Source organism: Streptomyces sp. WP-1, from assembly GCF_030450125.1.
Classification (GTDB): domain Bacteria; phylum Actinomycetota; class Actinomycetes; order Streptomycetales; family Streptomycetaceae; genus Streptomyces; species Streptomyces incarnatus.
The window spans coordinates 6,764,322-6,777,428 of sequence record NZ_CP123923.1 but is presented as its reverse complement, the minus strand read 5'-3'; the positions used below and the strand labels follow the sequence as shown (position 1 = coordinate 6,777,428).

At 74.7% G+C, this 13,107-nt stretch carries 13 protein-coding genes; 5 read left to right on the top strand and 8 right to left on the bottom strand.

Annotated elements, in window-relative coordinates; all coding sequences use genetic code 11:
• Nucleotides 1–240: 240 nt before the first annotated feature.
• Nucleotides 241–1,005, top strand: a complete 765-nt coding sequence (locus QHG49_RS30165; RefSeq protein ID WP_145486093.1) for a zinc ribbon domain-containing protein — start codon at nt 241–243, stop codon at nt 1,003–1,005.
• A gap of 31 nt (nt 1,006–1,036) precedes the next feature.
• Here the strand turns inward: QHG49_RS30165 and QHG49_RS30160 are convergent, their stop codons facing one another.
• Both QHG49_RS30160 and QHG49_RS30155 read right to left on the bottom strand, forming a co-directional pair.
• Complete coding sequence (locus QHG49_RS30160; protein ID WP_301491970.1) at nt 1,037–2,287, bottom strand: SpoIIE family protein phosphatase; 1,251 nt, start codon at nt 2,285–2,287, stop codon at nt 1,037–1,039.
• Nucleotides 2,288–2,335: 48 nt separating this feature from the next.
• Nucleotides 2,336–2,908: an HD domain-containing protein gene (locus tag QHG49_RS30155; protein WP_301491969.1), complete on the bottom strand. Its 573-nt coding sequence runs from the start codon at nt 2,906–2,908 to the stop codon at nt 2,336–2,338.
• Nucleotides 2,909–3,078: 170 nt separating this feature from the next.
• Here QHG49_RS30155 and QHG49_RS30150 point away from each other — a divergent pair, with 170 nt between their 5' ends.
• Nucleotides 3,079–3,783 (top strand): DedA family protein, encoded by a 705-nt coding sequence (locus tag QHG49_RS30150; protein ID WP_159699168.1) that lies wholly within the window; start codon nt 3,079–3,081, stop codon nt 3,781–3,783.
• 76 nt (nt 3,784–3,859) lie between these two features.
• On the opposite strand, the gene QHG49_RS30145 is transcribed toward QHG49_RS30150, so the two are convergent.
• A complete protein-coding gene (locus tag QHG49_RS30145) occupies nt 3,860–5,473 on the bottom strand; it encodes an amidohydrolase (RefSeq protein WP_301491968.1) in 1,614 nt (537 codons plus the stop codon).
• Nucleotides 5,474–5,553: 80 nt separating this feature from the next.
• Nucleotides 5,554–6,222: a TetR/AcrR family transcriptional regulator gene (locus QHG49_RS30140; RefSeq protein WP_301491965.1), complete on the bottom strand. Its 669-nt coding sequence runs from the start codon at nt 6,220–6,222 to the stop codon at nt 5,554–5,556.
• A 94-nt stretch (nt 6,223–6,316) separates the two neighbouring features.
• On the opposite strand from QHG49_RS30140, the gene QHG49_RS30135 reads away from it, so the two are divergent.
• The 3 genes from QHG49_RS30135 (at nt 6,317) to QHG49_RS30125 (ending at nt 9,491) form a co-directional block, all read left to right on the top strand.
• Nucleotides 6,317–7,777, top strand: a complete 1,461-nt coding sequence (locus QHG49_RS30135) for a cytosine permease (protein ID WP_301491964.1) — start codon at nt 6,317–6,319, stop codon at nt 7,775–7,777.
• 40 nt (nt 7,778–7,817) lie between these two features.
• Nucleotides 7,818–8,177, top strand: coding sequence for a DUF779 domain-containing protein (locus tag QHG49_RS30130; protein ID WP_145486100.1), 360 nt, complete (start codon nt 7,818–7,820; stop codon nt 8,175–8,177).
• A gap of 75 nt (nt 8,178–8,252) precedes the next feature.
• Nucleotides 8,253–9,491 (top strand): phosphodiester glycosidase family protein, encoded by a 1,239-nt coding sequence (locus QHG49_RS30125; RefSeq protein WP_159699180.1) that lies wholly within the window; start codon nt 8,253–8,255, stop codon nt 9,489–9,491.
• 5 nt (nt 9,492–9,496) lie between these two features.
• Here the strand turns inward: QHG49_RS30125 and QHG49_RS30120 are convergent, their stop codons facing one another.
• From QHG49_RS30120 to QHG49_RS30105, 4 genes are all read right to left on the bottom strand, one after another.
• Nucleotides 9,497–9,691 (bottom strand): hypothetical protein, encoded by a 195-nt coding sequence (locus QHG49_RS30120; RefSeq protein ID WP_111585455.1) that lies wholly within the window; start codon nt 9,689–9,691, stop codon nt 9,497–9,499.
• Nucleotides 9,692–9,830: 139 nt separating this feature from the next.
• A complete protein-coding gene (locus tag QHG49_RS30115) occupies nt 9,831–10,904 on the bottom strand; it encodes an acyl-CoA dehydrogenase family protein (protein WP_301491960.1) in 1,074 nt (357 codons plus the stop codon).
• Nucleotides 10,901–12,082 (bottom strand): acyl-CoA dehydrogenase family protein, encoded by a 1,182-nt coding sequence (locus QHG49_RS30110; RefSeq protein WP_159699186.1) that lies wholly within the window; start codon nt 12,080–12,082, stop codon nt 10,901–10,903. Before QHG49_RS30110 ends, QHG49_RS30115 begins: the two co-directional genes overlap by 4 nt.
• Entirely contained in the window at nt 12,079–13,044 is a 966-nt protein-coding gene (locus QHG49_RS30105) for an NADPH:quinone oxidoreductase family protein (protein ID WP_145486104.1), read from the bottom strand. Before QHG49_RS30105 ends, QHG49_RS30110 begins: the two co-directional genes overlap by 4 nt.
• Nucleotides 13,045–13,107: the final 63 nt, after the last annotated feature.

Sequence of the window (13,107 nt, the reverse complement as noted above, 5' to 3'; positions counted from 1 at the left end):
GAACCGCGCACCGCTCCTACGCGACCCACCGCCCCGGAGCCACGCACCGCCCCCGCGGCACCCATCGCTCCGGAGCCACACACCGCCCCTACGGCACCCGCCACTCCGACCCCACCGCCCGCTCCCCCGCGCCCCGCCGCGCCGCCGCCGCGCACTGCCCCGGCGTCCCCGGCGTCCCCGGCGCCTCGGGCGCCCCGCGCGCCCGAGCCCGCCGAGGCACAGGTTCACCAGCCCGCTCCCGTGCTGCCCGGGAAGCCGGTCGCGCAGCGGCCCGTCGTACGGCCGGTGGAGCAGCGGGAGGAGGTGGTCGGACCGCCGTGCCCCGCGTGCGGGACGCCGAATCCGCCGGGGCGCAAGTTCTGCCGTCGCTGTGCCGCCCCGCTGAACCCGCAGGCGGCCCCCGCGCCGCTGCCGTGGTGGCGGACGATATGGCCGTTCCGGCGCCGGGTGCGCGCCGGATCCGGGCGCTGGGTGCGGGTGCTGGTGATCCTGCTGGTGGTGATCGCGCTGGGCGTGGGCGGGTTCCTGCTGCTGCCCGCCGGGCGCGCCCTGTACGAGGACACCCGGGACAAGCTCGGCGGCACCAAGCCGATCACCGCGACCGGGGTCACGGCGAGCGCGGCCGTGCCCGGGCATCCGGCGTCGAACACCAAGGACGGTCTGAGCAACCGGTACTGGGGCGCGCCGGGTCCTGGTGCCTCGGTGACGTACACCTTCGGCAAGCCGTTCCGGTTGGTGGATCTCATCATCACCAACGGCGCCTCGGACAAGCCGGAGCAGTACGCGACCGAGGCCCGCGCCCTCGAAATGGACATGGAGGTGACGTCCTCGGACGGCACGGTCCACCACAAGTCCATCTCGCTCGACGACAAGGCGGGCCATCAGCCGGTGCAGACCGGGATCAGCGACGTGGTGCGGGTGCGCCTGGTGCTGCACTCGGTCACCGGGCTGACGGCGGGCCGCCATGTCGCCCTCGCGGAGGTGGAGTTCTTCCAGCGGAGCTGAACCCCGCCCAGGGCCGGCGGAGTTCAGGTGTTCAGCCCGGCTGCGGTCCCGACCGCGGTCGCAGCCGGGCGGCCAGGGCGGCGACGTCGTCCTCGGTGGTGCGGGCGTCGAGCCGGGTGACAACGGTGTCGAGGATGTCGTCGAGCCCCGGCGCCGCCCCGAAGTCGATGGCGCCGAGCCGGTCCAGGGAGCGGTCGATGTCCTCGCCGCGCCGCTCGACCAGCCCGTCGGTGAACAGGATCAGGGTCTGGCCGGGCACCATCCGGAAGGTGGCCGGCTCATAGCCGCCGAGCCCGGTGCCGAGCGGCGGTCCGACCGGTACCGGGAGCGCAGCCGCCCGGCCGTCCGCGTCGATCACGAACGGCGGCAGGTGCCCGGCGCTGGCCAGCGTCACCAGGCCCCGGTTGGGGTCGATCTGGGCGAGCAGGCAGGTGGCGGGCCTGCGTTCGGGTTCCTCGGCGGCCATGTCGTCCAGCTGGCGCAGTACCCGGTGCGGGGGCAGGTCGGCGGAGGCGATGTAGCGCAGCGAGGAACGGTAGGCGGTCATGTCCACGGCGGCCTCCAGGCCATGGCCCATGACGTCGCCGACGACCAGCAGGGTGCGGCCGAAGTGCAGCCGTACGGTCTCGCACCAGTCGCCGCCGACCAGCGCGCTGTGCCCGACGGGCAGATAGCGGATGGCGACGTCCAGGTTCGGGTGCGGGCGGCCGGGCTCGGCCAGCAGGGCGCGCTGGAGCTTGCCGATGATGCCGCTGACCGCGTCGTGCTCGCGGGCGTGCCGGATGTGGGAGGCGGCCCGCTCGGTGAGGAAGCGCAGGAACTCCGCCTCGGGCGCCGTGTGGGGCGCGTCGCCACGGGCGCAGACCAGCACGCCGTAGTGGCGGCCGCCGGTGGCGAGCGGCACGCAGAGCGCGGTGCGCTCGTCGCCGGGTGCGGCGGCGACGGTCAGGTCCGCGTCCGGGTCGGCGGCGACCCGGACGGCCGCGGCGACCCGCCGGGCCTCGGGCAGCGGGGCCGGGCGCCCGCTGACCGCCTCGTAGCCGACGCCCGCCTCGCGGCCCCAGCGCAGCACCGCCGCGGCGCCGCCCACCTGGGCGACGGCGGCGCGGGTCAGCTCCGCGCAGGTCGTGTCCTCGTCGAGGGTCGTGCCGATCGTGGCCGCCACCGCGCGCAGCTCGGCCGGGCCCGCGGGCACGGGGGCCGCTTCCGGGGCGGGTGTGCCGGGGCCGTGGTCGACGGCGTCGACCGCCGACTGGCGAAACGGCTGAAACCAATCCACCACAGGACTCACCTTAAAGGGGGACGCCCCCACCGTCCCACCATGAGCACATCAGCATCCGCCGGCCCCTGTCCGGGCGTGGCCGGCGGCGACGCGTTCCAGGACCGGCCGCCAGCTCTCCAGGGGCCGTACCCGCAGGCCGACGACCTTCCCGGCGTCGTCGGCGCGGCGCAGCGCGACCGCCGCCGCGACGTCCGGTCCGGCCTCGAAGGCGGCGGCCTCCGCCGGGCTCATCGGGCCGCCCTGGCAGCCGAGGGTGCGGGCGCTCTCCGGGGACAGCGCGAGCCCCGGGTCGGTGGCGGCGAGGTAGCGCTTGGCCGGAATGTGCAGGGCGACCAGGCGGGCGACGCGCGGCCCGAGCAGGCCCTCGACCGCCGTCGCGGCGTGGCCGCCGTGTCCGGCCTCGTCGCCGGGCACCAGGTGGTGGCCGATGTCGTGCACGAGCCCGGCCGCCTGCGCCTCCTCGTCGTCGGGGCGGCTCACGGCCAGCAGGGCGGCGACCTGGGGGCCGTGGTCGAGGAGGTCCACCGGGTCGCCGGAGCGGTCCGGGGTGTCCCAGACGCCGGCGCACCCGGCCAGCAGGCCCAGGAGCGCGTCGACGCAGGTGATCGGGCGGTGCGTCATGGGGACACGCTGCCTCGGCGGGGTGTACGACGGGGTGTACGACGGGTGGCCGGGGGATGTCGGTCCGCCCCGGCCTGTACGTCCGCACGAATCCTTCACGCGCGCGAATCTTTCCCGCGCAGGATGCTGGTGAGCGAGGAGCCCTGCGAGGAGGCCAGGAGGCGTGGCCGGTGATCGCCGTCAACCCGTTGGACAGCGCCTCGGTGCTGGCCGCCTTCGGCGCGCTCGGTGTGCTGGCGGTGATCTTCGCGGAGTCGGGGCTGCTGGTCTTCGGCTTCTTCCTGCCCGGGGACACGCTGCTGTTCCCGGCGGGTGTGCTGTGCGCGGGCACCGCCGGGCAGCCGCCGCGGCTCTCGCTGTGGCAGGTGCTGCTGTGCGCGGCGATCGGCGCGGTGGCGGGGGGCCAGGTCGGCTATCTGATCGGGCGGCACGGCGGCCAGGCGCTGCTCGCGCGCACCTCCAGCCGCCGGGTGCGGGGCGCGGCGGCCCGCGCCGAAGGCCTGCTGGCCCGGTACGGCTACGGAAAGGCGCTGGTGATCGGCCGGTTCGTGCCGCTGCTGCGCACGGTGCTGCATCCGGTGGCCGGGGCGCTCGGGGTGCCCGCCCGGCCGTTCACCCTCTGGCAGACGGTGGGCGGGGTGCTCTGGTCGCAGGCCCTGGTCCTGGCGGGGTTCACCCTCGGCGCCTCGGTCCCCGAGGTGGACGACTACCTGTTGCCACTGGTCGCGGTGGTGGTCGTCCTGTCGATGCTGCCGCTGCTGGTGGAGGCCCGCAGGACACGACGGGAGCGGCGCGCCGGGCCGGAAGGGGAGGCGGAGCCGGAAGGGGACGCCGAGCCGGAACCTCACGACGAGCCAGGGCGGCGCGACCAGTGAGACGGGTGTCCCCCAAAAAGACCCCTAGAGCCCCCAGCGCCCCCGAACAAAGCCCCTGAAGCCCCTGAAGCCCCTCCTACATCCCCTCCCCCCGATACCTCACCCGCCCCTCCACCACCGCGAGCACCACCGGCACCTCCGCCAGCTCGGTGTCGGCCACTGCGAGGGGGTCCTCCGCGAGCACCGTGAGGTCGGCGCGGTACCCGAGAGCGAGCCGCCCCGCGTGCTCCTCCTCCCCCGCGACCCAGGCGGCGTTCACGGTCATGGCCCGCAGCGCCTGGAGCCCGGTGAGGGCCTGTTCGGGGCCGTGCGGCGGCAGGGAGAGGTCGGCGGGGCGGCGGTGCCGGGCCCCGGCCATGACCTGGAGCGGCGGGTACGGCGCGATGGGCCAGTCGGAGCCGAGCACCACTCTCGCCCCGGCCGCCCACAGATCACGGCAGCGGAACGCGCGCGCCGCCCGCTCCTCGCCGAGCCGCCGCGACCAGTTGTCGGTGTGGTCGGCGCGGGTGAACTCGCAGCAGTGCGTCGGCTGCATGGACGCGGCGACCCCGAGCGGCGCGAACCGCCGTACGGTGTCGTCCGGCACGGTCTCGATGTGCTCGACGCGGTGCCGCGGGCCGCCCGGACGCCCGGCCTGCGCCTTCTCCACGGAGTCCAGCACATGCCGTACGGCCGCGTCGCCGATGGCGTGGGTGGCGGTGGGCACCCCGGCGCGGTGCAGGGCGGTGATCACCTGGGTGTAGCGCCGGGGTTCGGGCCAGAAGGCACGGGCGGACTCGCCGTGCCGGTCGGGGTCCTCCAGCCAGGCGGTGCCGTTGTCGATGGTGCCGTCCATGAACAGCTTCACGCCCGCCACCCGCCACAGCGCGCCGCCGCTGCCCTGGAGCCGGATCAGTCCGGCGAGGGCGTCGTCGTCGGTCTCCGGGCGGCACCAGGGGTGGACCCGCAGCCGCAGGGGCAGCGCGTCCTCGGCCTCCAGGGCGGCGTAGACGTCGCGGCCGGTGCCGTCCATGGCGTGCCCGCCGGTGAGGCCGGCCGCGGCCATGGCGCCCAGCACCTCGGCGGTCCGGGCCCGTATCTGGGCCTCGGTCGGCTTGGGCGCGGCGGCCTCGGCCAGTTCGCAGGCGGCGTCCTCCAGGAGCAGTCCGGTGGGCCGGCCCTCGGCGTCGCACACGATCTCGGAGCCCTGTGCGAAGGTGCGCGGCCCGTCGATGCCCGCCAGGTTCAGGGCGCGTTCACTGGCGAGCAGCGAGTGGCCGTCGAAGAGGTCGAGGAGGGCCGGAACGCCGTCGAGGACGGGGGCGAGTGCCGCGTGGCCGACCGGTGCGGTGCCGAAGGCGTTGGGGTCGAGGCCCCAGCCGCGCAGCCAGCCGCCCGGCGGCAGCTCCCGCGCGGCCCCGGCGAGCGCGTCCCGTACGGCGGTCAGGTCGCGGCAGCCGGAGAGGTCGACGCCCATGGTGCGCTCGGCGCCGGAGACCGGGTGCAGATGCCCGTCGGTCAGGCCCGGTACGACCACCGCGCCGCGCAGGTCCAGCACGGTGCTGCGGGGCCCGGCGAGCGCGCGGGCCTCCCGGTCGTCGCCGAGCAGCACGATGCGCCCGTCGCGCGCGGCGAGCGCGGTGTGCGGCAGGAGGCCGCCGGTGGCCGGGTCGAGCAGCCGGGCGGAGAGCAGGACGAGGTCGGCGGGCACGGGGGCTCCTTCGCGCTTCGGGCTTCGGAACGTCGGGCTTCGGGCTTCGGGCTTCGGGCTTCAAGGGCAGGCGGGGGGTGTCAGCCGGCACTCACGGCGCGCTCCAACGCGCCCTCCGCCAGGCCGAGTTCACATTCCGCCGTGCGATGCGCCATCCGCCGCACCGCGGCCGGGAGTTCCGGGCTGACGGCGCTGACGGCACTGACGGCGTCGACCGTGTTGACGTCGACGCTGAGCCCGTCGAGGACGACGAGGATCTGGAGCGCGACCGCGAGCGGGTCCTCGGTGCGGAACTCACCGGCGGCCACGCCGTCCTGGACCAGCCCTTCGAGGCGGCCACGCCAGTCGGCCTCCTGGACGAGGACCCGGTCACGCAGCGGGGGCCGGTAGCGGCTGAGGTGGCGGGCGTTGAGCCAGAGCCGGCTGATCGCGTCGTACGCCTCCCCCGAGGTGTGGTCGAGGAAGCGGGCCAGCCGCTCGACCGGGCGGCCGTCATGGGGCCCGGGAGGCAGCAGGCGGTCCAGTTCCCCCGTGGCCGCGCTGCCGAACGCCTCCGCCACCAGCTCCTCGGCCGAGGGGAAGTAGTGGCTGATCAGCCCCGGCCGCACCGCCAGTTCCTCGGCGATCCGGCGCAGGGTGACGCATTCGAGGCCCTCGGCCAGGGCGATCGCGGCGGCCGTGTCCACGATCTCGGCCCGCCGGGCGGCCGGATCCTTGCGGATTCGTTTGCGCTGAACGCTTGACGACATGACGGCGATGCTATTGAGTGACCGACCAATAAGCAACTGGTCGCCCGCCCAATAAGCGACCTGCCTCCCCTTCCCGCCGCTTACGGAGGGCCCCATGGCGTCCACGCTCCCCGACCCGAGTCCCGACGCGCGGACCATGTCCGCCGAGGAGACCGGCCCCGCGCCCCGGGCCGCCGGCGGGGTGGAGTCGCACGGCATCGACCACATACCGGACTCCGAACGCCGGGGCAGGCCGCGGGAGTTGTTCGCGGTGTGGGCCGCCGCCAACGTCAACTACCTGAGCCTGGTGGTCGGCGGGGCACTGGTGCTGATGGGCCTGAGCCTGTGGCAGGCGCTCGCGGTGATCGTCGTGGGCAATCTGTTCTGGCTGCTCACCGGGCTGCTCGCGGTGCCCGGTCCGGCGGCGGGCGCGCCGAGCGAGGTCATCACGCGGACGCTGTACGGGGTGCGCGGCAACCGGGTCAGCAACGCGGTGACCGGCTGGCTGATCTCCGTCTGCTACTTCGCGCTCAACCTGGCCGCCGCGGCCACCGCCGCCTTCTCCCTGGTGGGCGACACCGGACTGCCGGTGAACACGGCGGTGAAGACGCTGGTGGTGGTGCTCATCGCCGCGCTCACCCTCGCCATCAGCGTCTACGGCCATGCCGCGATCGTCCGTCTCTATCTGCCGATCACCCTCGCGCTGACGGCCGTGTTCGCGGTCCTCGCGGTCGTGGTGCTGCGGCACACGGACTTCGGGTACGCGCCGGAGCACCCGCTGACCGGCAACGCGCTGTGGGCGACCGTGCTCTCCGGTGTCGCCCTGATCGCCTCGGGTCCCCTGTCGTACACCACCAGCGCCGACTTCTCCCGCTATCTGCCGCGCGCCACCCCGGCGCGGGCGGTGGCCGGCTGGACGGCGTCCGGCGGGTTCCTGCCGAGCGTGGTGGTGTGCGGGCTCGGCGCGTGTGCGGCGACGGCCGTCGACATGAACGACCCGGAGTCCTCTCTCCAGCCGCTGCTGCCCGCCTGGTTCCGGCCCCTCTTCCTGCTCGCGCTGGTCCTCGGCACCATCGCCCTGAACGCACTGACCGCCTACAGCGCGGGGCTCGCCCTCCAGGCCGTCGGCCTGCGCATCCGCCGCCAGGTCAGCGTCCTGATCGACGGCACGGTGTCCGTCTCGCTCACCCTGTACGCGCTGCTCGTCTCGAACTTCCTGGACACGGTCGGCGATGTGCTCCAGCTGACCGTGGTGCTGCTCGGCCCGAGCACGGCCGTGTACGCCGTCGACATCCTGCTGCGCCGCAACCGGTACGACGGTCCCGCGCTCACCGACGAGAGTCCGGACAGCCCCTTCTGGTTCACCGGAGGCGTCAACCGGCGTGGCGCGCTGGCCCTCTGCCTGGGGGTGGCCGCCTCCGCGCTGTGCGTCGACACGGTCTACACCGGCCCGCTGGCCACCGCCCTCGGCGGGGTGGACCTCGCCCTCCCGGCGGGCCTCGTGGTGTCCGCCGCCGCCTACGCGCTGCCGGCGCGTCCGGGCGCGCGCTCTGGACGGCGCCCGGAGCATCCGTGAGACTGGCCGGGTCGGACGCCCCGGTTGCCAGGACGGTGCCATGGAAGAGGAAGTCCCGCGCGTACAACTCACCGAGCGCGCCCAGGAACTGGTGCGCCGGCTGCGCGCCGAGCACGGACCGCTGATGTTCCATCAGTCCGGCGGCTGCTGCGACGGCAGCGCGCCCATGTGCTATCCGGACGGCGAGTTCCGCACCGGCGGCTCGGACGTGCTGCTCGCCGAACTGGACGTGGCGGGCGTGGCGGAGCCGGTCACCTTCTGGATGTCGCGCAGCCAGTACGAGGTCTGGAGCCATACCCGGCTCATCGTGGACGTCGTCCCGGGCCGGGGCAGCGGTTTCTCCCTGGAGGCACCCGAGGGGGTGCGTTTTCTCACCCGTTCTCGCGTAGTCGGCGCCTAGTCCGCCCGCCGGCCGCCCCCGTCTGCTGCACTGCCCCTGTACACAGGGACAGTTGACGAGACATCAGGGGGCACGGTGACCAGACGTCGCGGGCGTTCGGCAGCGGGCAGAGCGGTTCTCACGGTTGTCACGGCCTTCGGCGTACTGGCCGGCGCGGCCCTCGCGGGGGCGGCACCGGCCGGTGCCGTCGCGGCGGGCACCACCCTCGCGCCGGGCGTCACCTACCGGCAGTTCGACCTCCCCGCCGCCGCGGGCACCACACACGCCCATCTCCTCACGGTCGACCTCGGCGATCCGCGCGTGCGGGTCGGCCTGCTGCACCCGGGAGCGGTGGCCGAGCGCGCCACGGTCTCCCGGATGGCGGACGCGTCCAGGGCGGTCGCGGGCGTCAACGGGGACTTCTTCGACATCACCGAGACCCAGCACCCGGGCGTGGACCCCACCGGCGCGAGCGTCGGCCCGGCGGTGGCGAACGGCCGGGTCCTCAAGGCCGCGGTCCCCGACGGCCAGCGGTTCGGACCCGCGCTCCCCCCGGGCACGGACACCGAGGACGTCCTCGGCGTGGGCACCGACCACCGGGCCCGCCTGGACCGCCTCACCCTGTCCGGCTCGGTGACCACCCCGGCGGGGAGGCTGCCGCTGAAGGGCCTCAACCAGTACGCGCTGCCGGTGAATTCGGTCGGCGCCTACACCTCCGGATGGGGCGGCGCCTCGCGCGAGCGCGCGGTCTGCGGCACCGACACGGACCGGGCCGCGGCATGCGCTTCCGAGACGTACGAGGCGACGGTGCGCCGCGGCCGGGTGGTCTCCGTCGCCGACGCGCCGGGCAGCGGCGCGATCCCGGCGGGCACCACGGTCCTGCTGGGGCGCGAGGCGGGCGCCCGGGAGCTGCGTGGACTCTCGGTCGGGGACCCGGTGTCCGTGACCCACCGGCTGGTCGCGGCCACCTCCCGGGTCGCCTACGCCTGCGCGCTCGGCGGCTTCCCGGTGCTGCGCGACGGCCGGCCGCTCGCCGGGCTGAACGACACCACCTCGGCGGTGCGCACCGTGGTGGGCTTCGCCGACGGCGGCCGGCGGCTGCTGCTCCTGGCCCTGGACGGCGCCGTCGCCTACCGGACCGGCCTGACGGTCGCCGAAGAGGCCACCGCCATGCGGTCGTTGGGCGCCACCGACGCGTTCAACCTGGACGGCGGCGGCTCCACCGAGATGGTCACCCGCGGCAGCGGCGCGGGCGCCGTGACGGTCCGCAACCATCCGAGCGGCGGCGCGGAGCGGCCCGTGGCGAACGGGCTCGGCGTCTTCGCCACGGGCTGACCGGCTCAGGGCCGCAGGCTGCTCACCAGGGCGGCCGTCGCGTCGAGCCCGTTGTGGATGGTCGGCGCCATGCTCGAACACGCCAGATAGAAGCCGAGCATCATGCAGACCAAGGCGTGGGAGACCTTCAGCGAACCATTGCGCATGAAGATCACGGCCAGGATCAGGAGCAGCAGCACCACAGAGATGGAAATCGCCATCGGGAACCTCCTCCGCCACGCCCATGAGCGGCGTTCGGCCGCAAGTGTGGCGTAGCGGAGGGTTCCACCGGGCAGCTGACATGTCCTCCGATCGTGTGATGTTTCCGGCGTTATGGCCCCACCACGGCCTATTACGGCCTTACGGGGCCCGCAGATCGACCAGTTCGGCCAGGGCCTCGCGGTGGGCACCCGCGGTGCCGTAGGCGAGGGAGCCCGCCTTGGCCCGCTTCAGGCACAGGTGCACGGGGTGCTCCCAGGTCATGCCGAGCCCGCCGTGCAGCTGGAGCGCCTCCTCGGCGGCGCGGACGGCGACGGGGGCGGCGTACGCCTGGGCGACGGCCACCGTGATGTCGGTGTCCTCGCCGGTGGCCAGCGCGTCGGCGGCGGCGCGCGCGGCGGCCCGCAGGTTCACCACCTCCAGCCACAGCTGGGCGAGCCGGTGCTTGAGCGCCTGGAACCCGCCGACCGGCCGGTTGAACTGCTTGCGCTCCTTGAGATAGCGCACCGTCTCGGTCAACGCCCATTCGGCGAGGCCCAGTTGCTCGGAGGCGAGCAGCCCGGCGGCGGCCCGCAGGGCGCGTCGTACGGCGGGCTCGGCGTCACCGACCCGGCGGCCGGGCACCCCGTCGAGGGTGACGGCGGCGAGCGGCCGGGTGAGGTCCAGAGAGGTCTGGGGAGCGCGGGTGACGGCGTCGGCGGCCACCGCGTACAGACCGCCGTCGTCGGCCGGGACGAGCAGCACATCGGCGGCGGCCGCGTCCGCGATGCCGGTCAACTCGCCGTGCAGGGTGCCGTTCTCGAGTCGTACGACCGGCACCTCGGCGCCCGGACCGAGGTGCAGCCCGACGGCGAGCACGCCGATGGTGCGACCGGTCGCGAGCTTCTCCAGCAGTTCCTCGTCGCCGCAGGCGAGCAGGGCCTCGGTGGCCACGACCGCGCTGGTGAGGTACGGCACCGGGGCGACCGCCCGGCCCAGCTCCTCCAGTACGACGGCGGCTTCGCGATGGGTGGCGCCCTGGCCGCCGAGCGCCTCGGGGATCAGCAGCCCGGCCAGGCCCATGTTCTGCGCGAGGGACTTCCACAGGCCGGGGTCGTGCGGGGCCGCCGACTCGGCGCGCGCGATGACCCCGGCCGCGGCGCAGTGGTCGGTGAGCAGGTCCCGTACGGCGGCCCGCAGTGCCTCTTCCTCCTCCGAGTACAGCAGGTCGGTCATCGGGCCAGGTCCTTCCAGGCGACGTCCTTGTCGGTGCGCGGCTCGGCGGGCAGCCCGAGGACGCGCTCGGCGACGATGTTCAGCAGGATCTCGCTGGTCCCGCCCTCGATGCTGTTGCCCTTGGCCCGCAGATAGCGGTATCCGGCGTCCCGGCCGGTGAAGTCCACCAGTTCCGGGCGGCGCATCGTCCAGTCGTCGTACAACAGGCCCTCTGCGCCCCGGAGTTCCACCTCCAGGCCGCTGATCTCCTGGTTGAGGCGGGCGAAGGCGAGCTTCATGCCGGCGCCCTCGGGGCCGGGCTGGCCGACGGTGAGCTGCTGGCGCAGGCGTTCGCCGGTGAGCCGGGCGACCTCGGCCTCCACCCACAGCTTCAGCAGCCGCTGGTGCAGATCGTGGGTGCGCAGCTCCGGGCGTTCCCGCCAGGTCTTCGAGACCGGGCCGATCATGCCGCCCTCGCGGGGCAGCCGCATACCGCCGATGGCGACGCGTTCGTTGTTGAGCGTGGTCTGCGCGACCCGCCAGCCCTCGCCGACCGCGCCGAGGCGGCGGCTGTCGGGGATGCGGACGTCGGTGAGGAAGACCTCGTTGAACTCGGCCTCACCGGTGATCTGCCGCAGCGGCCGGACCTCGACGCCGGGGTCGGTCATGTCGCACACGAAGTAGGTGATGCCCTGGTGCTTGGGCACGTCCGGGTCGGTGCGGGCGATCAGGATGGCCCAGCGGGCGAGATGGGCGCTGGAGGTCCACACCTTCTGCCCGTTGACCACCCAGTCGTCGCCCGCCCGGACGGCCCGGGTGCCGAGCGCGGCCAGGTCGGAGCCGGCGCCGGGCTCGCTGAACAGCTGGCACCAGACCTCCTCGCCCGTCCACAGGGGCCGCAGCAGCCGGCGCCGCTGCTCCTCGGTGCCGTACTGGAGGATCGTCGGGGCGGCCATGCCGAGGCCGATGCCGATCCGCCGGGGGTCGTTGTCGGGGGCGCCCGCCGCCTCCAGCTCGGCGTCCACGACGGCCTGGAGGGAGCGGGGGGCGCCGAGGCCGCCCAGGCCCTCGGGGTAGTGCACCCAGGCGAGGCCCGCGTCGAAGCGGGCGCGCAGGAAGTCCAGCCGCTCCGTCCCCCCGGGCGGGTGCGCGGCGAGGAACTCCCGGGTACGGTCGCGCAGTTCACCGGCGTCGCTCACGCCGCCACCTCCGTCGTCACGGCGATCCGGCCGGTGCTGCGGCCGTCCGCCACCTTCTGCACGGCCGCCGCCGCACCCGCCAGCGGCACCCGCTCGCTCACCAGCGGCTTGATCGCGCCGCGCGCGGCCAGCTCGGTCAGCTGCTCGTGGCAGTGCTGGACCAGCTTGGGGTTCTTGGTGTTGTACAGCCCCCAATGCAGGCCCAGGATCGCGTAGTTCTTCACCAGGGCGTGGTTGAGCGCCGGGGTCGGGACGGTGCCGCCGGCGAAGCCGACGACCACGATCCGGCCCTCGAAGGCGACCAGCTTGGCGGACTGCGCGTAGGCCTCGCCGCCGACGGGGTCGTAGATCACATCGGCGCCGCGCCCGCCGGTGGCCGCCTTCACGGTGGCGATGACGTCCTCGGTACGCCGGTCCACGACCAGGTCGCAGCCCAGTTCCCGTGCGACCGCCGCCTTGCCGGCGCCGCCGACCACGCCGATCACGGTGGCCCCGGCCGCCTTGCCGAGCTGCACCGCCGCGCTGCCGACGCCGCCGGCCGCGGCATGCACCAGCAGGGTCTCGCCCGCTTCGAGGCGGGCCCTGCGGTGCAGCCCGAACCAGCCCGTCTGGTAGCCGATGTGCAGCGCGGCGGCCTCCGCGTCGTCCAGCGCCTCGGGCGCGGGCAGCAGGGCGGCGGCGTCCGCGAGGGCGTACTCGGCGAAACCGCCGTGGGGCAGCGCGGGGGTGGCGAGCACCCGGCGGCCGTCCTCGGTCTCGCCGCAGATCTCCACGCCCGGCGTGAACGGCAGCGGCGGCCGCACCTGGTACTGCCCCCGGCACAGCAGCGCGTCGGGGAAGTTCACATTGGCCGCCCGCACCCGCAGCAGCACCTGGCCGTCGCCCGGGACGGGCCGCCCGGTCTCGGTGAGGCGCATCACCTCGCTCGGCTCGCCGTTCTCGTGCACCTGCCATGCCTGCATACGGGGCCTCCACGCGACCGCATCGTCCGACCGGATCCGCTCGCATACTAAGCGGTCGCTTGC